Source organism: Streptomyces sp. NPDC012835, assembly GCF_042900885.1.
Classification (GTDB): domain Bacteria; phylum Actinomycetota; class Actinomycetes; order Streptomycetales; family Streptomycetaceae; genus Streptomyces.
The window spans coordinates 498,581-522,834 of the sequence record NZ_JBIBBW010000002.1 but is presented as its reverse complement, the minus strand read 5'-3'; the positions used below and the strand labels follow the sequence as shown (position 1 = coordinate 522,834).

The following is a 24,254-nucleotide window of genomic DNA, read 5'->3' as shown; positions in this document are numbered from 1 at the left end:
TGAAGCTACCCATCTGGCCGCTCGATCTGTCCAGATTCGCCCAAACATGGCGAGAGTGTGCCAAGCGTGTTTACCTGGCGGCGAAGGCGACGAAGTCGGTCCAGGCGGTGGGGGTGAGGGTGAGCGCCGGGCCGGTCGGGGCCTTGCTGTCGCGGACGGGGACGATGCCGGAGGTGGCGGCGAGGTTACGGGCGAACTCGACGCACTGGCCTTCCTCGCCACTGCTGTGACTGGACTTCTCCCACTGTGCGCTGGCGAGATCAAACGTGTTCATGTCTTCCAGTCCTCCATCACTTCGCGCATCAGGTCGAGCGACGCTTCCGGAGACAGCGCGTCGGCGCGTAGCCGATCGTATTTCAGACTCGCATTCGTCACGAGCTTCTGAGAGTCGGACACATGGCCTGCTCCCAGCGTCTCTTGGTAGAGCACATCAGGCTCATCGGTGTCGAATTCCAGCAGCGTGAACGAAAGAGGCCAAGCGGGAGCGCCCGAGCTGTAGGGGAGCACCTGGAGGGTGAAACGAGGGGACTTTGCCTCCTGGACCAGGTGGGCCAACTGTTCAGCCATGACTGCCGGGCTCCCGATCACGCGCCGTAGACAGGACTCGTCCAGGACGACCCAGATCAGCGGCGGATCGCTGCGCTCCAGGATTTGGCGCCGCTTCAACCGGCGCACGATCTTCTCCGCTGTTTCGCGCAGCTCATCGGTCGGACGTGCCTTCCGGAAGATCGCGTGCGCATATGCCTCGGTCTGCAACAGGCCCATGATCAAGGTCGAGCTGTAGTCCAGGATTGCCGACGCCTGCTGTTCGAGCAGCACGTACGGCTCGAACCAGTCCGGATACCCGCCCTTCCGCGCGCACCTGTCCCGCAGCCGCGCGAACATCTTTGGCGTACCGAAGACTTGGTCGCAGCCCGCCGCGAACTCCGGGCTCGCCATCCGTTCCCCGGCCTCGACCTTCGCCACGTACTGCTGCCCGTACTGCGCGGGCGCTCCCACCTGCTTCTGGCTCAGGCCCCTCTCCAGCCGCCATTCCCGTACCTCGTTACCGAAGTACGCGGCTCCGCTGACCGGTCCCACCAGCTTGTTCGAGTCGTGCGTCATACGTCCCTCTCCTTGCACCCCAAGCCCGTTGACGTGTGTTCAGCCCTTTTCAGCCTAGGCGCTCATGCCGATGCTTGAACACAGACCGTAATGAATCAACGACGGAGGGGTGCATCTGTGACGACCGGGAAAGCGGCGGCCATCGCCGCCGAAGAAAGCGACTTGGCCGATCCTTCGGCCTCCGAGCTGTTCCACCGGCTGGTTCCCGTGAGCGTGCCTCGGCACTTCGTGGAGCCGACGCCCGAGCTGACGGCGCGCGTCGCGTGTGGATTGCGGGGGCTGGTCGATGGAGGGCAGTGAGATGCGGAGGCGGCTCGCGACGGTGATCGACGCGTTCGGGGTGGACGGGACGCTCGTCGTGCCGAAGTACGGGCCCTGGCCCGAGGGTGGCGAGCCCGCGCCCGGGGACGCGCTGAAGTGGCCGCCGTGCCGCTGCGGCAACAGGATCTGCCCGGACTTCGAACCCACCGAGGCCGAGCCCGCGGACGCCGGGGCGGACACGGACGAGGGCGCGCCATGACCGGTCGGGCGCCGGGCCCGGACGCCGCACCGGCGGTGGACTGCGGCGTCTGCGTCGCGCTCTGCCGCCAGCGTGAGGAAGCGCGGGCGGCCGGGAACGTACGGGTGGTACGGGACTGGAACGACGAACTCCGTAACCACCCGCACCGACGCTCGGGCGACTGGAAGGCGGCGGGGCCGGCATGAGGGCCCGCCCCTGTTGCTCCGCCCCCTGTTGCTCCGCCCCCTGTTACTCCACCCCCCCGTTACTCCGCCCCTGTTACTCCGGCCGCTTGAGGCGGTCCGCCAGGGCGTTCAGGTCGGGCACGAACCAGATCTGCCGGCCCCGGTTCGCCTCGCGGACGAGGTCGGGCAGGGATGAACTGGCCGCCAGATGAAGGGAGATGTCCCCGACGACCACCAGGCGGAACCGGTAGTTCACCAGCTTCTGGAGTATCTCGCCCGCGACACCGGTGCTGAGGTCGAAGAAGGTGTCGTCGAGCCGCTCCGCCGGGACCGCGATCACCTCCGCGTGATCGAAGGCCGCGCCGACCAGATGGTCGAGCGCGTCCTGCGCGGAGGCGATCGGTGGGCCGTCGGCGGCGCAGACGAGCACGGGAACACCGTGGTACTCCGCGATGAGGTCAGACACGGTCGGCCGCCTCTCCGCCGGCGGTGGCGGTCCCGGTGGCGGCTCCGGTCGTGATGATGCCGTTGCCCGGTTCGAGTATGTCGTCGATCAGGTGCAGCACCGTCGCCGTGGTGGCGGCGTCGCCGAGGATCACGATTTTCATCCGGGCTCGTTCCTTGTCGTAGACGGTCTGGACGCGGAGTGGGTCCGGCGTGTCCCGCTCGGCCTGCGCGCCGGCCGTGACGAAGGTGCTCAGCCTGGACGCGGCGTCCGGGCCGATCGCGTCGATCTGCACGATGCTCGACACCTCGACGTGCCCGCGCCGGGCGGCGGCCGGAGCCCCTGGGGTTCCCGGCGCCGTGTCCGCGCTCGGGAGGCTGGTCAGTGCCTCGAAGTCCGCCCGGCTGATGCGGTACTGCTTGCCGATCCGGACCGCCTTGAGCCGGCCGTCGCGGACGTAGTTCCGGACGGTCCGTACGTGCAGCCCGAGCAGCTCGGCCACCTCACCGACCGAGTACAGGTCACGTTCAGCGCTCTCCATGGCGCTGAACCTTACCCTAAACAGCCCCTAGGGGGGAGGATGGGGAAGGATGAGGAGTGATGAGGACTCCGAATCCGTCACCTGGGCTGCGCCTCGCGTAGTTCCTGGGTGCAGCACTTCACGCTGCCGCCGCCCTTGACCAACTCCCCGAGGTCCATCCCGATCGGCTCGTACCCCCGCTCGCGCAGGGGTCCGAAGAGGCCGGTGGCGGCCTGCGGCAGCAGTACGTGACGGCCGTCGCCGACCGCGTTGAGGCCGAACACGGACGCGTCCCGCTCCTCGGCGATCAGCGCGTCGGGGAAGAGGCGCGCGAGGACGGCGCGGCTGCCGGGGGAGAAGGCGTCGGGGTAGTACATGATCTCGTCGGACCCGTCGTCCAGCACGCACAGGGCCGTGTCCAGGTGGTAGTAGCGCGGATCGACGAGGTCCAGGCCGATCACCGTACGGCCGAAGAACTCCTGGGCTTCGGCGTGCGCGTGCGGGCTGGTCCGGAAGCCGCGTCCGGCCAGCAGATACGAGGCGGTGTGCGTGAAGTCGCCCTCACCCTCGTTGATGTGCACGGGCTCGCGGATGTCGGCGTACCCGTGGGAGCGGAACCACTCCAGATGCGCCTCCGCCTCGCCGTGCCGTTCCGGATGGGCGAAGCGGGCTCCCAGCACCCGGCCGTCGATGACCGTGGCGCCGTTCGCGGTGAAGACCATGTCGGGCAGGTCGGGGAGCGGTTCCAGCAGTTCGACGGTGTGGCCGAGGGCCCGGTAGCGGTCGCGCAGGTCCTCCCACTGGGCGAGGGCGAGCGCCTGGTCCACCGGCTTCGCCGGGTTCATCCACGGGTTGATCGAGTACGCCACCGTGAAGTGCAGCGGTGGACACATGAGGTAGCGGCGGGGCGAGGCATCACGAGGCAACGTGGGCTCCTCACGAGCGACGGTGGTACGTGGGAGGTCGGCGGTGCGCGGGGGCGGTGGTGCGAGGGGAGGGAGGTGCGCGGGGGCCCGGTGGTGCGCGGGAGGGTGGCGCCGGGGTGGAAATGCTGTGGAATGCGTGAAGTGGGTGGAGTGCCCGTGGAAATCATGGTCCGCCTCCCGGCGCCCGCGCGCTGTCAACCGTTCGGGTGGTTCGTCCGGAGGTGCCGGATTTGGGGGTTCTCTTCGAGTCGATTCGCGTCGCGTCGCGTGGATGCGTTTCGAGACGATACGTATCGGCTCGTACCGCCCCATCGCCGTCGGTAGATTGGGCGCCATGGCCGAACGTGCGCAGCGAAAGACCCCCGATTCCTCCCGGCGCAGCGAGCGCTCGCGCCGCGCGATCCACGACGCGGCCCTCTCCCTGATCGGGGAGGTCGGGTACGCGAAGACGACGATCGAGGGCATCGCGGCCCGCGCCGGGGTCGGCAAGCAGACCATCTACCGCTGGTGGCCCTCCAAGGCGGCCGTGCTGCTGGAAGCCTTCCTCGACCTGAGCGAACGGGCGATGCGCGAGGAAGGGCAGGCGGGGGAAGCGGGGAAGGCAGGGAAGACGGGGGGAGCGGAGGAGCCGGGGGCGGCGGGGGAGCCGGAGGCGGCGGGGGAGCCGGAGGCGGCGGACGGGGCGTACGCGATTCCGGACACCGGCGACCTGGAGACCGACCTCAAGCGGGTCCTGCGCGCCACGGTCGACCAGATGAACGACCCCCGGTTCGAGGTACCGTCGCGCGCGCTCGCCGCCGAGGGGATCGTCAACGCGGAGTTGGGGACCGAGTTCGCGCGGCGGATGCTCGAACCGCAGCTCCAGCTGTACGTGCACCGGCTGACGGCCGCCCAGGCCGAGGGCGTGGGGGGCGTACGCCGGGGTATCGACCTGCGGATCGCCCTGGAGCTGCTGGTGGGGCCGATCGCCCACCGCTGGATGCTGCGTACGGCGCCACTGACCCACGCATACGCCGACACCGTCGTGGAATACGCCCTATACGGCCTGGCCCCGCGACCCTGAGCGGGACGGGGTCGCCCGGAGGGGGCGCGCGGGGGCGCGTGGAGGCACATGGGGCGGGTGTGGTGAACACCACCGGCTCCGATGGGCCCCCGAACGACGCCGTATATCGCCACATAAGCCGCGATAGGTTCCGGTGCGAGGGATGGGGCCTCCTACCCCGGTTGGGGCACGCGGCCACGTGAGGAGCAGGATGGTGCGACCATGGCAGAGTGCGGCAGCGCCACCGGCAGGAGATGTGAGGGGATAGATGGGCGACGATTTCGGCCGCTACCGCGGCACGGAGAGCAGGATTCCCCAGTGGCTGCGCAGGCGCCCCAAGAAGAACGCCGGTAACTCCGCGTTCGACGAGGGAGACGCGGCGAGCCGGGAGGCATCGCTCCTCGCTGTCGCCGACGCCGGTATGCCCATCTCACCCGCGGCCCACCCGGTCGGCTACCGATGTTCCTGCGAACGGATCGGCTGTCCCACCCCGGCCAGGCACCCCCTTTCCTTCGCGTGGCAGACCCAGTCGACCACCGACCGGCCGCAGATCGAGCGCTGGGCGCGCAACCAGCCCGAGGCCAACTTCATCACCGCGACCGGCATGGTCCACGACGTACTCGACGTCCCCCTCGAAGCGGGCCGGGGCGCGCTGGAACGCCTGCTGGAGCGTGGCATCGACGTCGGCCCGGTGGCCGACTCCGGCGGTGACCGGATGCTCTTCTTCACCGCGACCCGCGGCACCCCCGAGGACGAGGACGAGTGGTGGCCCTGCGAGCTGGACTGCCACCCGGAGACGATGGACGAGCACCCGGGCCTGCGCTGGCACTGCCGGGGCAGCTATGTGCTCGTACCGCCGGCCCGGCTGCCCGGTGAGCTGTCGGTGGGGTGGCTGCGCGGCCCGGAGCACCCGCTGCCCGATCCGCTGACGCTGCTGGAGACCCTGACCGACGCCTGCGCCCGGTACGCGGGCGAGAACGGCGAGCTGGATCCGCACGCGGTGGCCTGGCCTCTCGGCCGCTGAACCACCGTACGGCGCGGCGGATACGGGGCGATACGGGAGGGTTACGGGGGCGCCCCCGTAACCGCAGCGCCGTACCCCGGTACCCGTACCGCCCCGCGCCCGCGCGCCCTACGACCCCTTCGCGCTCGTGACGCCCTGGAGCCGCCCCACCACCTCCACCGCCGGGGTGCCGGCGTCCGCGCGCGGCACCAGCACCGCCTGGCTGGAGACCCACTCCTTCGTCAGGGTGCTGGTCACCTCGCCCGTCATCAGCGCCCTGACGTCGTCGCTCACCTTCGGACGTACCCCCTTCGCGCCGGTCTGGCGCTCGAAGTAGCGCGTCGCGAAGAAGACCAGCGCACCGCCGTCCCGCGTCGTCAGCCCCAGCGGCGCGAAGTCGCCGTCCGTGGCCGCGCGGTCGATGTACTGGGTGGCTGTCCCGGGGAGCCGGCCCTTCGTCCTGCGCGTCTCCCGCCACTCGCTGGTGTGCGGTCCGTCGGCGAAGTGGGCCGGCTTCCCTTCGCTCAGGTACGCGGCGTACTCCTCGCTCAGATCCCCGGGGGCCACCGCCAGCGCCGCGCTGTCCGGCTCCACCGCCTCGGCCCAGCCGTCCTTGTCCTTCTTGAACTCCGGGACGCCCTTCTCCGGCAGGATGGTCAGATACGGAACCTTCCACGGGGCGTCCGGCCCGTTCCGTACGAAGACCAGCACCCAGCGGGTGTCGCCCGCGCCGCCGTCGTCCTTGTCGCGGTTGCTGTCGGTGTCCGCGACGAACCAGCGCGGCCAGCCCGCCTTCTTGGGGATCGTGAACGTGGCGTCGGACAGCTCCAGCGGCTGGTGCGCCGGGTTGCCGCCCGGGCTTGTGATCGACCGGGACTTCAGGCCCGCCTGGTTGATCGCGCCCAGCGCGCCGGCGACCCGGTCCGCGTCGAGCGCCGGGTCGTAGGCTCTGTCGGCCGCGTTGTAGGCGTCGGTGAAATCCTTCAGCGCCTGCCGCGCCTCACTCCGGTCCGCTGCCGGAAGGACCGCCAACTCCCCGTGCACGGTGACGCATCCGCTCGCCGTCAGCGACAGCACCGTCACCGTCGCGAGCCCCGCCGCTGCCCGAATCGGACTTCTCAGCCTGCTCATCGGTCGCCTTCTGCTCCTGACCCCCACGGGGACCCCCATTGGACGTCCGAACCCTACCGGGGTGAGGAACAGGGCGAGCGCCGGGACCGGATAGGGGAACCGGACGACGACCTGAACCACCGTCGGGTCCGGCCGGAAGCCGAACACACCCCTGAGCGGCGTGCCGCAGCAGCTGTCCGGCGGGACCGCCGAGCTGATGTCGAAGGCCCGGTCCGGCGGCCCGCCGACGACGCCGGCCCCCGGACACGGCCGGGGCCGGCCCCCGGATCGTCCCCGGACCGCCCCCGGACACGGCCGGGTCACAACAGTCCCCGGACCGTGCCCCGGCGAGGTGGGGCGCCGGTCAGGAGAGCCGCTTCGGGACCACCAGCGGCGCGCCCGTGCGGGGGTGCGGGAAGACCTCGACCGGCTGCCGGTAGACCTGGCTCAGCAACGCGTCGCGGAAGACCTCGGCGGGCGGCCCCTCGGCCGCGATCCTGCCGTCGTGCAGCACGGCGGTGCGGTCGGCGTGGGCCGCCGCCAGTCCCAGGTCGTGCAGGACGACGACGACGGCGTCACCGGCCCGCGCCCGCTCCCGGCAGATCCGCAGCACCAGCTCCTGATGGCGCAGGTCGAGCGCGGCGGTCGGCTCGTCGAGCAGCAGCAGCGGGGCGCGCTGCGCCAGCACCCTGGCCAGCGCCACCCGGGCGCGCTCGCCACCGGAGAGCGCGGAGAAGGGGCGCGGCGCGAACGCGGTCACCTCGGTCGCCGCCATCGCCTCAGCGACGGCCGCCTCGTCCTCGTCCTCCCGCGCCGTCCCGGCCCACGGCGCCCGGCCCATCCGTACGACGTCCTCCACCGGGAACGGGAAGGACAGCGTCGCCGCCTGGGGCAGTACGGAGCGGCGCAGGGCGAGTTCGGGCGCGGACCACGCCTCGACGGGCCGCCCGTCGATCCGTACCTCGCCCCGGTCGGGCCGCAGATCGGCGGCGAGCGCGGCGAGCAGTGTCGACTTCCCGGCCCCGTTCGGCCCGACGAGCGCGAGCACCTCACCGGCGCGCGCGGTCAGTTCGATGCCGTCGAGCACCTCGCGCCCGCCGAGCCCGACCCGCAGACCGCGGGCCTCGGCGACGGCGGCGCCGGGGGAGACGGGGGAGGGGAGGGCGCGCGAGCGCGCGGCGAACAGGTTTCTGAGGCCCGTGCCTCCGGCGCGCTTCATGCCCAACCACCTTGCTTACGACGGGTCCTGCGCAGCAACCAGAAGAAGAACGGACTCCCGAACAGGGCCGTCAGCACCCCGAGGGGCAGCTCCGCCGGGGCCGCCACCGTACGGGCCGCCAGGTCCCCCGCGAGCAGGACCACCGCGCCGCCCAGCGCGCTGCCCGGGACCAGGAAGCGGTGGCCAGGACCGTTCGCCATCCGCAGCAGATGCGGCACCAGCAGCCCCACGAAGGAGATGATCCCCGCCACCGCGACCGCCGCCGCCGTGAGCAGCGCCACCACCAGGACGAGGACGATCCGCAGCCGCTCCACATCCACGCCGAGGTGTCTGGCGGACCGCTCACCGAGCGCCAGCAGGTCCAGCTTCCGCGCGTAGAAGGGGGCGGCGGCCAGCCCCGCCACCGCGCACGGCAGCACCGCCAGCACCTTCGGCCAGGTCGCCTGGGCGAGCGAACCGAGCTGCCAGAACGTGATCTGGGTGATCTGCGCGCTGTCCGCGAAGAAGATGAAGAGGCCGATCAGCGCCCCGGCGAACGCGTTGACCGCGATGCCGGTCAGGATCAGCGTCACCACTTCCGTACGGCCGGCCGAGCGGGACAGCGCGTACACCAGCAGTACGGTCCCCAGCCCGGCGGCGAACGCGAAGACCGTCACCGTCCAGTTGCCGAACAGGCTCAGCCCCAGCCCGATCGCGGCCACCGCGCCCGCCGCCGCGCCCGCCGAGATCCCGATGACGCCCGGCTCAGCGAGCGGGTTGCCGAACACGCCCTGCATGAGCGCGCCCGCGCAGCCCAGCGACGCGCCGACGAGCAGGGCGAGGACGACGCGGGGCAGCCGTACGTTCCACAGGACGCTCTCGCCGACCCGGTCGAGGGGCGCGCCGCCGAGCCCGGCGCGGTGCCGCACGGAGGACAGCACGTCCCCGAGGGGGAGGTGGTACGCGCCGATACCGGCGGAGAGCAGGCACAGCACGGCCAGCGCGACGACCAGACCGGCGGTCAGCAGCACGGTCCTGCCGGGCCGGCGCCGGGCCGGGGGCGGGGGCGCCGGGGTGGGCTCCGAGGCGGGGGCGGGTGCTGTCGCGGGCCGCGCCGGGCCCGCCTTCTCCGCCTTGGGCACGGGAGTCGTCGTCATGTCACTTCCCGTTTCCGTACAGCTGCCCGACGATCGACCGGAGCACCTCGTCCGTGCGCGGGCCGTAGTTCAGCAGCACTCCGTCCGCGTACGAGACGACCTTCCGGTCCATTCCGGCGGGCGTCTCGGCGACTCCGGGGATCTTCACCAGACCGTCGATCCCGCCCACCGACTCCAGCCCCTTGGACATCACCAGAATCGCGTCGGGCGCCGCCTTCGCCAGCGCCTCGCTGGTGATGGGCGTGAAGTCCTTCGAGAGCCCCGACTCCTTGCCCGCGTCGACCGCGCCCGCCGCCTCCAGCAGCGAACTCGCCCCGGACCGCGCGCCGCCGAGCAGATAGACGGCCGCCGAACCGCGCAGATAGAGGAAGGCCACGCGGGGGCTCTTGCCGGTCCCGGACGTGGGAACGTCCTCGCGCGCGGCGTCGATCCGGTCCTCCGTACGCTTCTTCAGCTCGTCGCCCGCCGCCTTCACGCCCAGCATGGCGGCGACCGCGTCGATCCGCTTCCCGACGTCGGAGAGGCTCTTGGCCGGTTCGACGACGACCAGGGGAATGCCCGCGTCGCGGATCTGGCCGATGGCCTCGGCCGGTCCCGTGGTGGTGTCCGCGATGACCAGGGTCGGCTTCAGCGAGAGCACGCCCTCGGCCGACACGTCGTGAGCGCGGGTGACGACCGGCAGTTTCCGGGCCTGCTCGAACGTGGCGGTGATGTCGCGCGCCACGACGTGTTCGCCGAGACCGAGGGTGAAGACGATCTCGCTCAGCGATCCGGTGAGCGGTACGACGCGGTCGGCCGAGGTGACGGTGACCTTCCGGCCGTCCGCCGAGGTGACGGTGGCGGGCAGCCGGGGCTTCGGGACGGCCCCCAGGGGCTCCACCCGGTCGGCGGCGGCGGTAGTGGCGGTGGTGGTGGCGGCCTCGGCCTGCCCGCCGGCGTTTCCGCTTCCGCAGCCGGAGACGGTCAGGGCGAGGGCGAGTACGGAGAGGAGCGCACCCGTCAGACGTGATCCGCGCACGGAGCGCACCATCCTGTTCTGTTTCCAGCGCCGGAGGGGTTCCAGCAGGGGATGGGTATAGCTTAGGTTAGCCTTACCTTGCTTTCTAGGGCCGGGGTCTTTTCGGATTCCCCGTTCCTCGTTTCCCGTTGTTCCTTGCCCCTTACCCCGTGCCCCTTGCCCCGTGCCTCCTGTTTCCCGCTTCGGCCGGACGCGTTCAGGCGCACACACCGTGGGAGTGACTTTCATGCTGCCGTTCAGACCCGTGCGCGCTTTCGTCGTCGCGCTGCTCCTGGCGTTGCCGGTGGCGCTGCTCCCGGCCACGGGCGCACAGGCGGCGGAGCGCGTGGTGCGGGGCGGCAGACTGGACTGGGGAATCAAGTCCTCGTTCCAGAGCTATATCACCGGGCCTGTCGCGCAAGGGAGTTGGACACTCGCGGGCGGCGCGGCCACGGTCGGTGGCAGCCAATTCCGGTTCCACTCGGCGAGCGGGACCTACGACCCCACGAGCGGCGCTTTCCGGTCCGCCTTCTCCGGCGGGGTCCATTTCACCGGACACCGCACGTCGGACGGAACGAATGAACTCGACCTGACCATCTCCAACCCCACCGTGCGGATCTCGGGCGGCAGCGGCACGCTGTACGCGGACATGGTCAGCAAGGCGCGTGGGTCGGGCAAGGTCACCACCTCCACCCAGGTCGCGTTCGCCTCGCTCGGGCTGTCCGGGATCGACATGAGGGGCGGCGGCAGCCCCGTCGCCCTCAACAACGTCCCGGCGACGCTCACTTCACAGGGCGCCACCGCCTTCGCCGGCTACTACACGGCGGGTACGGAGCTGGACCCGGTGAGCCTTTCGGTCGATGTCGAGGCGGAGAAGCGGCCGGCACGGTCCACCGAGCCGACCGCCACCGCCACGGCGTCGACCGAGCCGTCCTCTCCGGCGACCGCGACGAAGCCGGTCGCCTCCTTCAGGGACGCCGCCGTCGACTGGGGGGTCCGCCGTACCTACCGCGAGTACGTCACCGGCTCCATCGCGCAGGGCGAGTGGACGCTGTCGGGTGGCGCCCAGGACGGCGGCGCGCTGTTCCGCTTCCCGAAGGGCGAGGGCACGTACGACGCCGAGAAGGGCACGCTCGACGCCGTGTTCGCGGGCCGGGTCCGCTTCACCGGGACCGGGCTCGACCTGACGCTGAGCGAGGTCGCCGTCAAGGTGAAGGACGGAAAGGGCACGTTGTACGCGAAGGTCACCGACGCGGCGGTCGCAGACGCGGAGGGCGCAGACGCGGAGGCCGCCGGCGCGAAGGCGGGCAGCGGCAAGTCGGGCAGCGGCGGGAAGTCGGGCGGCGGGAAGGCCGTACCGCTGGTCACCTTCACCGCCGAGGACTTCACGCCGCAGGACGGTCTGGCCTCCCTCACCGAGGCGCCCGCGAAGCTCACGGCCCGGGGCGCCACGGCCTTCGGCTCCCTGTACCCGGCCGGTACGCGGATGGACCCCGTCTCGCTCGCCGTCACCACCGGCAAGAAGGCCCAACTGCCCGCCCTCCCCGACCTCGGCAGCGCCCCGACGGCCACCGCCTCCGCGTCGCCCTCCGCCGCCCCGGCCGCCACCGCGACCGGCCCGGCCGATCCCTCCGCGACCGCCTCCGCGTCGTCCTCGGCCGCCGGAGCCGGAACGTACGCGGCGGTCGGCGCGGGGGTGCTCGTCGCCGCCGGGGCCGCGTTCCTGGTGGTGCGCGGCAGGCGGCGCGGGGCCACAGACCCCACGGGACAGGCCACTTCGGGGTCGGGCCACCCCACGGAGCCGGGCCCCGCAGGGCCGGGCGCCGCAGGGCCGGGCCATACGGGCACCGACGCCACCTGAGCCGTACGGCCGTTCATCCTCCCGCTCCCCGCCTCCTTCCTCTCTTCCCCTCCCCTCCCCCCACGCGCTTCGCGCGTCACCGGCCCGTCCCGTGGCCCATGACGTGTGCGTCAGCCATCTCATATCCGTCGTTCGAGGAGAACATCCACCATGGCAGCAACTCGCCGCCCCACAGCCCTGACCGCGGCCATCGCCACGGCCGCCGCCCTCGGCGCCACCGCGTTCACGCTTCCCGCGCTGGCCGCGGGCACCACCCGGGCCGCCGCGCCCACCTTCGCGCCCGCAGCCGCTCCGGCCCTCGAACTGAAGGACTCGACCCTGGAGTGGGGGCTGAAGGAGTCCTTCCGGAAGTACGTGACGGGTGTCGCCGCCGGCGCCATCACGCCGTCCGGGGGCGCCACCCAGGCGTCGGACAACGGCACCTTCACCTTCCCGAACGGCACGGGCAGCTACAACACCGGTACGCACGCGCTGGACACGGCCTTCGACGGCACCGTCCGGTTCAGCTCCACCGCGCACTTCTTCGACATCAAGGTCACCGACGTCAAGGTGGTCACCAGCGGGACGACCGGTGCCATCCAGGCCGATGTCACCCTCAACGGCGCCACGCAGAACGACATCGACCTCGCCGCCATCGACCTGACCGGCCTCCGCCCGGAGACCGGCGAAGGTTCCATGGTCTACAAGGACATCCCGACCAAGCTGACCGCCGACGGCGCGAAGGCGTTCAACGGGATGTACGCGGCGGGTACCGAACTGGACAAGGCCACGCTGGCGGTCACGTACGCGAAGGACACCACCCCGACGGACCCGCCCAGCAGCGAGGCGCCCACGGACCCGCCCAGCAGTGAGGCACCCACGGGTGCGCCCAGCAGCGACACCCCCACCCAGCCGCCCACCGGCTCGCCGACGGATTCCCCGACCGGCTCGCCGACCGATGGCACGTCCACCCCGCCCACGACGTCCGACCCGTCCTCGACATCCGGCAGTCCCACGCCCACCCCCACGGGCCCGACCGGTTCGGCCTCCCCGTCTGCCGAAAAAGGCGCGATCGTCGACGGCAACCTGGACTGGGGCCTGAAGGAGTCGTTCCGCTCGTACGTCGTCGGCCCGATCGCCCACGGCAAGGTCGTCCTCGGCGACGGGGCCACCCAGTCGGGAGGCGTGTACCGCTTCCCCAAGGGCACGGGCGACTTCGACGCGGACGCGCAGACGCTGGACGCGGCCTTCGGCGGCAAGGTGCGTTTCGTCGGCCACGAGACGGACGGCGCGTACCTGCTCGACCTCAACCTCAGCGGCCTGGAGGTCAAGGTCAAGGACGGCAAGGGCGTGCTGTACGCGGACATCAGCACCAAGGACAAGGCGACCGGCAAGGTCACCAGGTCCGCCGGTGTGCCCTTCGCCACCCTCGACGTCCCGAGCGGCGACCTCAAGGCCGAGGACGGCGTCCTCACGCTCGCCGCGATCCCGGCCACCCTGACCGGCGACGGCGCCAAGGCGTTCAGCGGCATGTACACGGAGGGCACCGCGCTCGACCCGCTGACCCTCGCGGTCTCCCTGGACGACGACGCCACCCTCCCGTCGACCGGCGGCACTTCGGGCGGCTCGACCGGCGGCTCAGCCGGCGGTACGGGCACCACCGGCGGCTCCGGCACGGCGGGCGGCGGCACCGTGGGCGGTACGACGGGCTCCACCACCGGCGGCTCCCTCGCCTCCACCGGCTCCGACCTCCCGGTCGGCGCGTTCCTCGGCGCGGCGGGCGCCATCGCGGCGGCGGGCGCGGCTGCCGTCTACGCCGCCAGGCGCCGGCGCCCGGCGCTGGACGAGACGGCGTAAGGCGGTCCTCCCGAACCGACCGGTGCTCCTGAACCGACCGGTGCTCCTGAACCGACCGGTGCTCCCGCACCGACCGGTGCTCCCGAACCGACCGGTCTTCCTGAACCGACCGGTCTTCCTGAACCGAAGAGAGCAGGCCCCCGGCCCGTCCCGCGCTCGCGGGTACGGGCCGGGGGCCTGTCGCCGCGCCCGGACGCGGTCAGGTCAGGCCGGTACCGGGGCCGGGGCGCCGGCGACGTCGTCCCAGACGCGCATCACATGGGTGACCGCCGTATCGAGGACCTCCTCCGGGAGCCCGTCCCTGGCCTGGGTGGAGACGCCCAGCAGGAAGCTGTGGAAGACGGCGGCCAGAGCGCGTGCGTCCGTGCCGGCCGACAGGTCGCCGAGGGCGACGCCCCGTTCGACGGCCGCCTCGATGTTCCGGCGGTCCCACGCGCGGCGGTCGGCGAGCAGATCGCGTACGCGCTGGTTCTCCGACGCGCCGGTCGTCTCGGCCAGCGCCACCAGGCAGCCGCTCGGATGCGAGGGGTCGGTCTGCATACGGACCGACTGGCGGAGCGTCCGCTCGATCGCCTCACGGGGTGGCAGGTCCTGGTCGGCGGCGACCGCGGTCACCTGCCCGAAGGTCGCCAGGTAGCGCCGCACGACCGCGTCGAACAGCTGCTCCTTCGACGAGAACGCGGCGTAGAAGCTGGCGGCGGAGATGCCCATCGCCTCGCGCAGCTGCGCCACCGACGTCGACTCGTACCCGTACTGCCAGAACAGGCGCAGAGCCGCGTCCGTGGCCTCGACGGTGTCGAACTGCCTGGGTCTTCCCGTACGTGCCACCGGCCCGTCCCTCCTGCTCCGCCGGACGGATCCGGTCGGTCGGATCCCGTCGGGCAAACCGCCCGACCAGATAAAGAATAGTCGATCCATAAATTCTTGACGAGGGTGCGGTGGACTGCTCTACTTGTGGAACATTCGATCCACAAGTGAGGGGACCGCGGTGAGCAGGACACACGGCGCGCCGCCCGCCCGCGACGGTTACGCGGACGGGTACGCGAAGGAGCGCGAGGGCGTGGGCGAGGGCCCCGGTGGCAGTGGCGCGGCGGCGCCGCCCGGATCTCCGGGTGCCCCGGGCGCGGAGCGGGCGGACCGGCGGCTGCCGTGGGCGGGCCTGCTGGCGATGGCCTGGACCGGATTCGTCGTCATCATGACCGAGACGCTCCCCGCGGGGCTGCTCCCGGAGATCGCCTCGGGACTCGACGTGACCGAATCGGGGGCCGGTCAGCTGGTGAGCGCCTACGCGGCGGGGACGGTGCTCGCCGCGCTCCCGGCCACCGCCCTCACCCGGGGAATGCGCCGCAAACCGCTGCTGCTCACGGGCATCCTCGGTTTCGCCGTCGCCAACACCGTGACGGCGCTGGCCGGCGACTACACGATCGCCCTCGCCGCGCGCTTTGTCGCGGGCGCCTTCTCCGGGCTGCTGTGGGGCATGCTCGCCGGTTACGCGCGCAGGATCGCGCCGCCCGGCCAGCAGGGGCGGGCACTCGCCGTGGCCATGGTCGGCACGCCGGTCGCCCTGTCCATCGGCACCCCGCTCGGCACGTTCGCCGGAGCCCTCGTCAGCTGGCGCTGGGTCTTCGGAGCCATGACCGCCCTCTCCCTCGTCCTCGCGGTCTTCGCGTGGGTGAAGGTCCCCGACGCCCCCGGCCAGAGCGCCGAGGCCCGCACCCCGCTGCCGCGCGTGCTGCTGACCCCGGGCGTCCTGCCGATCCTGACGGTGGTGTTCAGCTGGATGCTCGCGCACAACATCCTCTACACGTACATCGCCCCCTTCACCTCCTACGCCGGCGTCGGCATCCGCGTCGACCTCGCGCTGCTCCTGTTCGGGCTCGCCGCGCTGGCCGGGATCTGGGTCACCGGCACCTTCGTGGACCGCGCCCTGCGCGCTCTGGCCCTGACCAGCCTGGCCGCCTTCGGCCTCGCCGCCCTCGCCTTCGCCCTCGTCGCGCAGAACCCCGTGGCCTTCTGCGCGGCCGTCCTGGTGTGGGGGTTCACCTTCGGAGGCTCCGCCACCCAGTTGCAGACGGCCTCCGCCGACGCCGCCGGGAACGACGCGGATGTCGCCAACGCGATGCTCACCACCTCGTTCAACCTCGCCATCTTCGGCGGCGGCGCGTTCGGCGGGCTGCTCCTGGAATCCGGCGGAGCCGGCACCTTCCCCTGGGTGCTGCTGGCTCTCGTCGCCGTCTCCCTGGTCATCGTGGCGACCGCCCGGCGACACGCATTCGTCCCGGGGCCACGCGGAAACCGCTGACACGAGGGGCCGACCGCCCGCGGCCGTGGCGGTCGGCCGTGCTCTCCGGCGCCGCCGCGCCCCTTCGACTGCCGTGGGCTCCTGACCGTAACTCCCCACCGCCGCACTGTCCGCAGGGCGTTCTGGTCACATCAGCCGAAGGGCAGTAGGTTCGCGGCACCGCTCGGTTGTGTTCCGTTCCCTCTGCATGAAGGGTGCCGCACATGACCGGACATGACCGGTGATTTCACGCATCCCCTCGCCACGGCGCCGTACCTTCGAGGACCTGTTCGCCACGAAAGCGGTCCGCCGTGTCCAGGCCCCGTCCGAGACGCGTGAGTACAAGAAGGAGCAGGGCTCCTCAGACGGCGGGCACACGTACGACACGACCAAGTTCTGACCGGGTGTTCCCGTCGCCGGGAACGCTGGACGTTCCCGGGCCGGTCTCGGAGAAGCCCTGCTGAAACGGCGCCTCACCCCCTCCACGGACCAAACCTGGCAGTGGATCGGCGATCGCTACCGGACCGGCCGCGCGCGGAGCCAGATCGTTGTTACAGCACGACACTCTGTTCACCGGAATCCGGCGGCTCACCGAACGGGCCACCGCCTACTTCGGTGGCCGCCTCTCTGTGCGTTATCCCGCCCCGGCCCTGCACACCGGGCCTCGGGAACTCATCCCGGAAGCGCACGTGTTGGGGGCCCTCATCGAGGCACTCGACGACGCCCTGGATGTGCGCCCCTGGATCCGGACCGTACGATCTTCCACCTCACAGGCGGCTTCGACTCGGGCACGGACGCGACGCGAGCCGCTGAACGCTCACCGGAACGGCTGAACACCGCCGCGCTGCTGATCGGCGGACCGGCCCGCGAGCAGCAGATCCGACGGCGTGCGGAGATGCGCGCGGCGGTGACTTTCGGACCCGTTGACGAACTGGTCGACGCCATGGTCGAGCCCGCGGGCTTCCACAAGACGAGCTACAAGCGCAGGAACGAAGTTGAGCGAACGATCAACGCGCTGAAGAATTCCCGGGCCGTGGCCACGGGATACGACAAGCGCGCCTCCGTCTTCCACGGCATCGTCACTGTCGCTTCGATCCGCCTTCGGCTCAAGCCGTGATCACTTGGCCCTTCGTGACACGATCTGGATGTGACCACGTTATTCCTGACCGTCGGCCTACCAGGGGCCGGAAAGACCACAAGGGCTCGGCAGCTGGCCAAGGGGCACAACGCGCTTCGGCTGACACCTGATGAGTGGATGATTCCTCTCTTCGGTGAGCCGGAGGCGGACGGGAAGCGCGATGTCCTGGAAGGACGGCTGCTTACGCTTGCCCTGGAGGTGCTCAGGCTTGGAACCAACGTCGTGCTGGATTTCGGATGCTGGTCGCGTGACGAGAGGTCCGCGATCCGCTGGCTGGTGGAGTCTGTAGGCGCGTCCTGCGTCCTCGTGTATGTGCCGGTGGACCATGAGACCCAACGTGCTCGGATCGCCCATCGCCAGTCGACCACCCCTGATCAGACCTTCGCGATGAGCGAGACGGACCTTGTGCACTGGAGGACACTGTTCGAGGAACCCGACGTCACGGAGTTCGATGGAGATGAGGTTGGAGATCCTCCTCCTGGGTGGTCAGGATGGCCGGAGTGGGCCGCCGATCGGTGGCCATCGCTCGCGTGACTCTCCGGCCAACCATTGGCGCGGCCCAGTAACGCAGCCGCGCCAGGAGCGCCGGCCCCGGATAGATCCGCCGGACAGGCCCTGGTTCCCGCACTTGGGGGCCGACCAGTTCACCGACTCGGACCACCTGGAGGCCGCCACGGTCGCAGCGGAAGCAGTCCCCCATGACGACCGCCACGGGCACCTCGGCATCCCACGCCGTCACGAGCAGCGGTGCGGGGAGACAAACCCGCAGCGGCCCCTCGCGCCCGCCGTACGGTGAGCCGCAGAGCCACGCCGGCCTCGCACATCTGACCGTCCGACGAGGTGCGGCGTGGCCAGTGAGCGTCGGCCAGGACGCGCGCCACCCGAGCAAGGGCCCGCAACTGGACCCACGTCCCGACACGATCCTCCTGCGGCGCGTCGGCGAGGAGCTGCTCGGCGTCCCGCAGGGCCCCGTCAACTACCGCCCGGTCCCGACTTCCGTACTCCCCGCGCTGCGCCTCGGCCATCGGCATCAGCACCGCCAGATGGCGCCGCATCAGCTCGGCCCGGTCGGTCAAGGCCGTGTGCGTTGCCTGTGCTTGATGCGAGGCGAGCGCGGTTTCGCAGTCGTCCGCGATGATCCGGACGTCCTTCTCCATCGAGCAGGCGGCACACGTCCGCAAGTGGTCAAGCAGGGCCCGGTGAGCGGTCTCCAGACGCTCCACCGTCTCCAGCCGCTCCTGCCCGGCCTGAAGGAGCGCGGCCACCTGCTCGGGATCGCACAGCTGCCCGGGACCGTCCGGTGGCACGGACCAGTAAGGCCGCCGCCCCTCGGGAGCGGTGCTGCCGAGGCGCGGGACGGCGCACCAGGCACCCGTCCCGCGAGCGGCGCCCGTCCGGCCGGTCCACGCCCCGGCGGTACCGACCGGGACCAGCGCGTAGAACCACACGCCCGGATCACAGATCACCGGCCCGCCCAGAGCGGACAGCGCGGCACAGACATCCGTCGGCGCTGTGCTGGCCACCGCCGCGTGCACCAGGTCGGCCGACGCCTTCACAGCGTCGAACTCCCGGCCGAGAGGAAGCAGCGCGGGACCGCCGCTGTCCCAGTCGCGTTGTGCCTGACGCGCGTCGTCAGCAGCCGAGAGCAGCCAGCGAGCGATGGGCGCGGTCGGGGGCGGGGTGTAGGTCGTCATGGCCGACTCCAGATCGGGTGCATGGGAGTGCGGCGCCGACCGTGCCTGGCGGGGATTGGCCGACGCCGCTTCATGCAGCCACGCTATGGAGCTGCCCGGTTGCACCCCAGTGACGGGATGTCCCAGTTGGAAAGTCAATTATCGCTCAGCTAGGACGTTTTGCCCTACCTGTTCAGAGAGCCGGGTCGACGCCGAGGCGCGCGGCCAGACCGCGCAGGGGGCTGTTGCGGCGCCGCTCCGCCTCCAGCATCTCGCGCACGGTCGTTGTCGCGAGCGTCTGGAACTTGATCCACTCCGGCTGGTCCTCCTCGACCTCCAGCAGCGTTTCCAGAGCGCCGTCGCCGTCGCCAGTCTGGTACTTGGCCTGGGCGACATCGACGCGATAGTGGGCCGAGTGCACGGGCCTGGTGATGTCCTCGACCGTGACCCGGTCCGACAGCCGCAGGGCCTCCGATGGATCCGGTTCCCGTCCGGCCAGGGCAACGTTGACCTGCTGGGTGCGGACGTCCACGACGGAGAACGCGCTGCCGTAGGCGCGGACGGGGCCCGACCGGGTGGCTGCGGACTCGGCGAGGGTGAGCAGGGTGAGAGCGTCGTCCCGCCGGTCCTGGCGGGCCGCAGGGGTCGCCGCCGCTACGAGCAGGTTCCCGTAGACGGCGAGCTGGACTGGTGTCGCGCGCCGGAAACTGGGCTCCAGGGCGTCCGCCTTCCGCTCGGCTACGTCCTGTGCGTCCTCCCAGCGGCCTTGGCGCAGCAGTACCCAGGAGAGGGTGGAGATGCCCATGCCCTCCATGAGGGGGTCGGAGGCGCGCTGAGCGGCGGCGAGCTGCTTTTCGACTGCGGCGAACGCCCAGTCGGGGTGACCGGCCTGAGCGGACAAGGACGCGGCCAGCTGGTAGGCGAGGGCGAGTTGCTGCCACACGCACTCGCTGTCTGCCTGCCTGGCTACGGCCCGGCCGTCACGCAGGAGGAGTGGCAGCATGCCGTAGAGCGTCGAGTAGTCGCCTGCCCAGTAGTGGCTGGTGGCGGCCTTCACCGACGCGGCCCACTCTTCTGTGTCCGGTGGATCTTCAAGGTCAGTGTCCGCGAGGACGCCGGGTAGCGCGGTGAAGTCCTGGATCGCGTCGCGAAGGGCGATGAGACCGCCCTCGTCGGAGAGTTCTCGGGTCACGGTGGGCTGTCCTACCAGTCGTTCAAGCTGGACATCGAGCGCGCGGGCGAGCGCGCGCAACGTGTTGATGCGCGCCGACTGCCTGACGTTCTGCTCCAGCTTGCGGATCGTGTCGACGTGGATGTCGGCGCGCTCTGCTAGTTCCTCTTGAGTGAGGTCGCGGAACTCGCGCAGGCTGCGAATACGGTCACCGATGGTGGTGTTCATACGGACCCCCGCCAGAAGGTTGTGCAACCACCGTACTGCTGGAGCCCGATTCCGGACGCACGAAAGCGCCCCGCCCTCCCGCACGAAAGCGCCCCGCCCTCCCGCAGGAGAGCGGGGCGCGGTCATGCCCAAGGGCTGAGGCCCAGCTCGGGCGGAGGCTCGGGAACCGGATCGCCATCAGGGGCGATCCGCCGGCCCCACTTCACCAGGGCCACCCCCGCTCGCGCGGGGACTACGACGCTGCGCCGCCGTTCAGGTCCTGGAGCTGGGGACCACCCCCGCTCGCGCGGGGACTACGCTTCCTGACCTGGGCTTCTAGCGCCGGATCGGCGCTGTCAGCATCGGTCAGCTCCGCCCGACGTACCGGCCGTGCTGTGGCGCAGCGGCGCGGCCGTGACTCGCGCGTACTGGCAGTCGTGACGACAGTCGGGGCGGGTCCGTGCCGCCGTGCCGGGGGTCAGATCGCATCGGCGACAAGGGCGATGACGAGCGCAGTGACGGCTGCCGCACACGCGATCAGCGTCAGCCCCATGCTGATCAGAGCCACCATCACGCGTCGCTGGCGGCGGTCCTCGCCCTTCATCCGGTGCGGACCGTCAGGATCAGCCCGAGCGAGATGAGGCCGCAGCGCACCATCACCCCGAGCCCCCAGCCGATGTCGGCGAGCGGTTGCCGGGACGTTTTCTTCACGTGCTGCTCCTGTTCTGTGGGGAACCCCGGCCGGTGTCCACGGGGGAAGACGGCCGGCCGGGGCGGTAGGTTGGCACCCGGCCACGCACGGCCGGGCGCCCGTCCCGCGCGCCGCGGACGACGACGGCAGCGGCGCGCGGGGGTTCAGGGACAGGACCAGACCTCAGCCCCGGTGTCATGCACGCCCTGCCGGCCCTCCGCGCGTCCGCGCGGTATCGCCCCGCCGGACAGCGGCCGTCCGCACGCACAGCACGCGCGGCCCAGGGCCTGATCCCAGGTCAGCTCCCGCGCGGGCGGCACCTGCCGCTTCCGGCATGCCTGGAGCGTCGCCGCAGTCACTGGTGTTCGCCCTCGTACCGCGGCCAGAACGTCTTCGTCGGCCAGTGGTAGTGGTCATCGGCCGTATCCGAGTGCCCCTCGCTCTCCGTGCAGCGGAGAGCGTCGTCCGGGTGCGGGATCCAGCACATGCCGGGGATACGCGCGCGAGGCGCGTCGGTGCCCGGCATCAGGGCGCCGTCGCCGCGTCGGCGAGGGGCGTGAGCCAGTGTTGCTCCTGGCACGCCCGGCAGGCGTAGAGGCCGGCCGCCGGGCCCTCGGGCGCCGAAGCTCGGGCGATAGTCCGGATCAGAACAGCAGTCTCCGCCGAACCCTTGTGCCAGTGGCACCAGCGGGTGGTGTCAGACGTGGGCGTAGGGGCCTGCGCAGCTGCGGGCGTAGTCGTCATTCAGCAAGGCTCACGTTACGCAGCGTTGCGATTCGATATCCAAGCGGTAATCTCACGGTGAGATGGAAGTCCACCCCGCCGTGAATACCGGGAGCCCACCATGACAACGTCACGGATCGAACTCCCCGACTGGTCGTGGGAGCGCGCCGAGGTCCGCCAGGCGCTCCGGGCCCGCGACATCGGGGCCGTCTTCCGGCACGTCCAGCAGTACGGTGGCGTCAGCCAAGGGCGGATCGCTGCGGCTGTCGATATGACGCAGTCCCGTGTCAACGAGATCATCAACCGCCGCCGCGAGGTCAGCAGACTGGACGTGTACGAGCGGATCGCCGACGGCCTCGGCATGCCCGACGACGCGCGGCACCTGCTCGGGCTCGCGGTCAGCAGGGAGAAGCGCTCCGGCGGTGCCGCGTTCGATCTCGCCGCCTTCCCGGAGGTAGTGCGGGTGTACTCCGCACAGGCTGCCGCCCGGGACGAGATCCAGCAACAGGCCCGCGCCGCAGTAGAGCTGGACGTGCTCGCCGTACGCGGCCTCGGGCTCATCGGCCTCAACGACTCGCTGCTCCGCGCCTGTCTGCCGCGCGAGCAGGGCGGAAAAGGGCTGCGGATCAGAGTCCTGCTGCTGGACCCTGACTCGGCTGCGCTCGCCCGACGCGCTGCCGAGATCGGCGAGTCCACCGAATCGCTGGCCAGCGGCGTACGACTCGCAGAAGCCCGGCTGCGTGAGCTTGCGGATACGGCCGACATCCAGGTCTACAGGTACGGCATGCTGCCGACGTGGAGGGTCATCCGTACCGACTCGGTGATGTTCGTGGGCGCGTTCGATGCAGGGTGGGAGGGGCATGAGTCGGCGACGTACAAGGTGATGGAAATGGCGGGCGGCCCACTGTTCCGGGGCTTCTGTCGAATGTTCGAGGCGATCGTCGAGACGGCGGACCGCACCGTCTGAGGAAGAGGGAGACCAGCATGATCGAGGCCGAGCTGAAAGCGCACGTCCACGACCCGGAGGCTGTCATGCGCAGCCTGGAATCCCTGGCCAGCGCGCGGGTTGAGGTCTACCAGGACACCTACTACGACCGCCCTGACTGGTCCCTGGAGTCCCACGACCAGGAGCTGAGGGTACGGACCGTGCACGGGCAGGACGACACCCGGACGGTACTCACGTTCAAGGACGCACAGGTAGACGAAAGGTCAGGGTCGAAGCCGGAACACGAAACCCGAGTAGATGACGCTGCGGCGGTGCACGCCATCGTGGGCGCCCTCGGCTTCGTTCCCGTGATCCAGTTCGAGAAGCGGTGCCGCAACTACAGCTTTGAGGCCCGCGGGCGCCGAATGCTCGCGACGCTCGTGCGAGTACCGGAAGTCGACGACAGCACGTTCATCGAGCTGGAGACGCTCGTAGAGGAGAGCGAAGTCGAGGCGGCCCTGAAGGATGTGCAGGCAGTCTTGGCCGATCTCGGTTTCGGCGAAGGAGAACTGACCCGGGAGAAGTACACAGACGCGGTCCAGGCCGCACGGCAGGCATGACGAAAGCGCCCCTCCGCTCCGGGCCGAAGCCGGGACCGAAGGGCGCACGCCGTCAGTTCCTCGGGCGACTCCTGCCGGGCGACCAGCCGCCGGTTCGCGCTGCGGACGATTGGCGTCGCCATCCGCAACAGCCGCTCCAGGGGGCTGCCGTCGTAGCCCGGCAGGGCCACCCGGATCAGGCGCCGGTCGTCGGCGGCGTCGGCCTCCTGGCTCGCCTCGTCATCGGCGATGCCGCTGGATGCCTCGTACTCCTCGTTCGCCCGCATACGGGCCATCCCGGCGATCTCCCCGGGGACTCGGCGGAGCGCCCGCAGAGTGCCGAGCACATCTTCCGTCTCCATCTGGCCACCACCGCGTACCTCTGAAGCCCTGACGAGCCGGGAGCGTACGACCGGCATACGCGCTCGGCGCGACGAGACCGTTGAACCGTTCCTCAAGGTCCGAGACGCGCTCCGCGCGACGGCCCATCAGATACATGGGCCCATGTGTCTTCCGCATCTCGTGGATGACGGTGAAGCTCTGCCGCTCGTAATACCTCACCAGGCCGGAGAAGCGGCACCCACGGCGTATCCACAGCTTGCCCTCACGCGCGGCACGGTCGACAGCCCACAGAGCGATGAGGGTTCCCGGTTTCCACGAGCGGAACTCGGGGTGGGGGAGACATTGGTGTACAGGTAGAGCGCCGGTTCGGCCAACTCCTCTTCGGTCCAGGCCATCGGCGGAGTCGACTGCGTAACGGTCGTACAGCCGATCGGCCGGCCGTCCGCTTCCAGTACGCGCATGACCCCGTCTGGGTTCCGGGCTTGTGAGCGGACGAGTTCTACGTCGTCACGCCAGCTGGGCAGTCCTCGATCCTCCAGCCAGGCCGACCGGGCGAGCACGATGTCACTGACCGCCCCGGCGTCCTCCGAGCGGGCCGGGCGGATCATGAACTTCACGGTG

The 24,254-nt window shown here is 70.9% G+C and carries 25 protein-coding genes and 2 pseudogenes; 13 read left to right on the top strand and 14 right to left on the bottom strand.

Going from position 1 to position 24,254, the window contains the following annotated elements; all coding sequences use genetic code 11:
- Positions 1 to 70 precede the first annotated feature (70 nt).
- Together ACFY6S_RS09810 and ACFY6S_RS09805 are read right to left on the bottom strand one after the other, a co-directional pair.
- On the bottom strand, positions 71 to 274 hold the full coding sequence (locus tag ACFY6S_RS09810; protein ID WP_388821122.1) for a DUF397 domain-containing protein: 204 nt from the start codon (positions 272 to 274) through the stop codon (positions 71 to 73).
- The gene (locus ACFY6S_RS09805; protein WP_388821119.1) at positions 271 to 1,104 is read right to left on the bottom strand and encodes a helix-turn-helix transcriptional regulator; all 834 of its coding nucleotides are present in this window, start codon (positions 1,102 to 1,104) and stop codon (positions 271 to 273) included. The genes ACFY6S_RS09810 and ACFY6S_RS09805 overlap by 4 nt, the downstream gene beginning before the upstream one ends.
- Before the next feature lie 117 nt (positions 1,105 to 1,221).
- On the opposite strand from ACFY6S_RS09805, the gene ACFY6S_RS09800 reads away from it, so the two are divergent.
- From ACFY6S_RS09800 to ACFY6S_RS09790, 3 genes are read left to right on the top strand one after another with little or no spacing between them, the layout of a single operon-like run.
- Positions 1,222 to 1,404: a hypothetical protein gene (locus tag ACFY6S_RS09800; protein ID WP_388821116.1), complete on the top strand. Its 183-nt coding sequence runs from the start codon at positions 1,222 to 1,224 to the stop codon at positions 1,402 to 1,404.
- 1 nt (position 1,405) lies between these two features.
- Positions 1,406 to 1,624 carry a hypothetical protein gene (locus ACFY6S_RS09795; RefSeq protein WP_388821114.1) on the top strand — a complete coding sequence of 73 codons (219 nt, stop codon included), beginning with the start codon at positions 1,406 to 1,408 and terminating at the stop codon, positions 1,622 to 1,624.
- A complete protein-coding gene (locus ACFY6S_RS09790) occupies positions 1,621 to 1,809 on the top strand; it encodes a hypothetical protein (RefSeq protein ID WP_388821112.1) in 189 nt (62 codons plus the stop codon). The genes ACFY6S_RS09795 and ACFY6S_RS09790 overlap by 4 nt, the downstream gene beginning before the upstream one ends.
- Positions 1,810 to 1,882: 73 nt before the next feature.
- Here the strand turns inward: ACFY6S_RS09790 and ACFY6S_RS09785 are convergent, their stop codons facing one another.
- From ACFY6S_RS09785 to ddaH, 3 genes and pseudogenes are all read right to left on the bottom strand, one after another.
- Positions 1,883 to 2,254, bottom strand: a complete 372-nt coding sequence (locus tag ACFY6S_RS09785) for a DUF4180 domain-containing protein (RefSeq protein WP_388821109.1) — start codon at positions 2,252 to 2,254, stop codon at positions 1,883 to 1,885.
- Positions 2,247 to 2,774, bottom strand: a complete 528-nt coding sequence (locus ACFY6S_RS09780) for a helix-turn-helix domain-containing protein (protein ID WP_388821106.1) — start codon at positions 2,772 to 2,774, stop codon at positions 2,247 to 2,249. Before ACFY6S_RS09780 ends, ACFY6S_RS09785 begins: the two co-directional genes overlap by 8 nt.
- Before the next feature lie 77 nt (positions 2,775 to 2,851).
- Positions 2,852 to 3,682: pseudogene (gene ddaH, locus ACFY6S_RS09775) on the bottom strand (dimethylargininase); the annotation flags it as partial.
- Positions 3,683 to 4,013: 331 nt separating this feature from the next.
- Here ddaH and ACFY6S_RS09770 point away from each other — a divergent pair.
- Both ACFY6S_RS09770 and ACFY6S_RS09765 read left to right on the top strand, forming a co-directional pair.
- Positions 4,014 to 4,742 (top strand): TetR/AcrR family transcriptional regulator, encoded by a 729-nt coding sequence (locus tag ACFY6S_RS09770; RefSeq protein WP_388821592.1) that lies wholly within the window; start codon positions 4,014 to 4,016, stop codon positions 4,740 to 4,742.
- Positions 4,743 to 4,989: 247 nt separating this feature from the next.
- On the top strand, positions 4,990 to 5,745 hold the full coding sequence (locus tag ACFY6S_RS09765) for a bifunctional DNA primase/polymerase (protein ID WP_388821103.1): 756 nt from the start codon (positions 4,990 to 4,992) through the stop codon (positions 5,743 to 5,745).
- A gap of 108 nt (positions 5,746 to 5,853) precedes the next feature.
- Here ACFY6S_RS09765 and ACFY6S_RS09760 read toward each other — a convergent pair whose 3' ends face one another.
- From ACFY6S_RS09760 to ACFY6S_RS09745, 4 genes are all read right to left on the bottom strand, one after another.
- Positions 5,854 to 6,855, bottom strand: a complete 1,002-nt coding sequence (locus ACFY6S_RS09760) for a hypothetical protein (protein WP_388821100.1) — start codon at positions 6,853 to 6,855, stop codon at positions 5,854 to 5,856.
- 343 nt (positions 6,856 to 7,198) lie between these two features.
- Complete coding sequence (locus ACFY6S_RS09755) at positions 7,199 to 8,053, bottom strand: heme ABC transporter ATP-binding protein (RefSeq protein WP_388821097.1); 855 nt, start codon at positions 8,051 to 8,053, stop codon at positions 7,199 to 7,201.
- Positions 8,050 to 9,189: a FecCD family ABC transporter permease gene (locus tag ACFY6S_RS09750; RefSeq protein ID WP_388821094.1), complete on the bottom strand. Its 1,140-nt coding sequence runs from the start codon at positions 9,187 to 9,189 to the stop codon at positions 8,050 to 8,052. Before ACFY6S_RS09750 ends, ACFY6S_RS09755 begins: the two co-directional genes overlap by 4 nt.
- 1 nt (position 9,190) lies before the next feature.
- The gene (locus ACFY6S_RS09745; RefSeq protein ID WP_388821091.1) at positions 9,191 to 10,219 is read right to left on the bottom strand and encodes a hemin ABC transporter substrate-binding protein; all 1,029 of its coding nucleotides are present in this window, start codon (positions 10,217 to 10,219) and stop codon (positions 9,191 to 9,193) included.
- Between the two features lie 214 nt (positions 10,220 to 10,433).
- Here ACFY6S_RS09745 and ACFY6S_RS09740 point away from each other — a divergent pair, with 214 nt between their 5' ends.
- Positions 10,434 to 12,047 (top strand): HtaA domain-containing protein, encoded by a 1,614-nt coding sequence (locus ACFY6S_RS09740; protein WP_388821089.1) that lies wholly within the window; start codon positions 10,434 to 10,436, stop codon positions 12,045 to 12,047.
- A 150-nt stretch (positions 12,048 to 12,197) separates the two neighbouring features.
- Positions 12,198 to 13,883, top strand: a complete 1,686-nt coding sequence (locus tag ACFY6S_RS09735) for an HtaA domain-containing protein (protein WP_388821086.1) — start codon at positions 12,198 to 12,200, stop codon at positions 13,881 to 13,883.
- 204 nt (positions 13,884 to 14,087) lie between these two features.
- Here ACFY6S_RS09735 and ACFY6S_RS09730 read toward each other — a convergent pair whose 3' ends face one another.
- On the bottom strand, positions 14,088 to 14,711 hold the full coding sequence (locus ACFY6S_RS09730) for a TetR/AcrR family transcriptional regulator (protein ID WP_388821083.1): 624 nt from the start codon (positions 14,709 to 14,711) through the stop codon (positions 14,088 to 14,090).
- A gap of 160 nt (positions 14,712 to 14,871) precedes the next feature.
- On the opposite strand from ACFY6S_RS09730, the gene ACFY6S_RS09725 reads away from it, so the two are divergent.
- The 4 genes and pseudogenes from ACFY6S_RS09725 to ACFY6S_RS09710 all read left to right on the top strand — a co-directional run bounded on the left by ACFY6S_RS09725 (position 14,872) and on the right by ACFY6S_RS09710 (position 17,836).
- Complete coding sequence (locus tag ACFY6S_RS09725) at positions 14,872 to 16,185, top strand: MFS transporter (RefSeq protein WP_388821080.1); 1,314 nt, start codon at positions 14,872 to 14,874, stop codon at positions 16,183 to 16,185.
- A 220-nt stretch (positions 16,186 to 16,405) separates the two neighbouring features.
- The gene (locus tag ACFY6S_RS09720; RefSeq protein WP_388821077.1) at positions 16,406 to 16,564 is read left to right on the top strand and encodes a hypothetical protein; all 159 of its coding nucleotides are present in this window, start codon (positions 16,406 to 16,408) and stop codon (positions 16,562 to 16,564) included.
- 552 nt (positions 16,565 to 17,116) lie between these two features.
- Positions 17,117 to 17,281 (top strand): annotated as a pseudogene (locus ACFY6S_RS09715) (IS5/IS1182 family transposase); the annotation flags it as partial.
- Positions 17,282 to 17,311: 30 nt separating this feature from the next.
- Positions 17,312 to 17,836, top strand: coding sequence for an AAA family ATPase (locus ACFY6S_RS09710; RefSeq protein ID WP_388821074.1), 525 nt, complete (start codon positions 17,312 to 17,314; stop codon positions 17,834 to 17,836).
- Positions 17,837 to 17,946: 110 nt separating this feature from the next.
- On the opposite strand, the gene ACFY6S_RS09705 is transcribed toward ACFY6S_RS09710, so the two are convergent.
- From ACFY6S_RS09705 to ACFY6S_RS09690, 4 genes are all read right to left on the bottom strand, one after another.
- Positions 17,947 to 18,996: a DUF6415 family natural product biosynthesis protein gene (locus ACFY6S_RS09705; RefSeq protein ID WP_388821071.1), complete on the bottom strand. Its 1,050-nt coding sequence runs from the start codon at positions 18,994 to 18,996 to the stop codon at positions 17,947 to 17,949.
- Between the two features lie 172 nt (positions 18,997 to 19,168).
- Positions 19,169 to 20,374: a helix-turn-helix domain-containing protein gene (locus tag ACFY6S_RS09700; RefSeq protein WP_388821068.1), complete on the bottom strand. Its 1,206-nt coding sequence runs from the start codon at positions 20,372 to 20,374 to the stop codon at positions 19,169 to 19,171.
- Positions 20,375 to 20,831: 457 nt separating this feature from the next.
- Positions 20,832 to 20,957, bottom strand: coding sequence for a hypothetical protein (locus ACFY6S_RS09695; protein ID WP_388821065.1), 126 nt, complete (start codon positions 20,955 to 20,957; stop codon positions 20,832 to 20,834).
- Positions 20,958 to 21,399: 442 nt separating this feature from the next.
- Positions 21,400 to 21,570, bottom strand: coding sequence for a hypothetical protein (locus ACFY6S_RS09690; RefSeq protein WP_388821063.1), 171 nt, complete (start codon positions 21,568 to 21,570; stop codon positions 21,400 to 21,402).
- Between the two features lie 318 nt (positions 21,571 to 21,888).
- On the opposite strand from ACFY6S_RS09690, the gene ACFY6S_RS09685 reads away from it, so the two are divergent.
- Positions 21,889 to 22,734, top strand: a complete 846-nt coding sequence (locus ACFY6S_RS09685) for a helix-turn-helix domain-containing protein (RefSeq protein ID WP_388821060.1) — start codon at positions 21,889 to 21,891, stop codon at positions 22,732 to 22,734.
- 17 nt (positions 22,735 to 22,751) lie between these two features.
- Positions 22,752 to 23,312 (top strand): class IV adenylate cyclase, encoded by a 561-nt coding sequence (gene cyaB / locus ACFY6S_RS09680; RefSeq protein ID WP_388821058.1) that lies wholly within the window; start codon positions 22,752 to 22,754, stop codon positions 23,310 to 23,312.
- Positions 23,313 to 24,254: the final 942 nt, after the last annotated feature.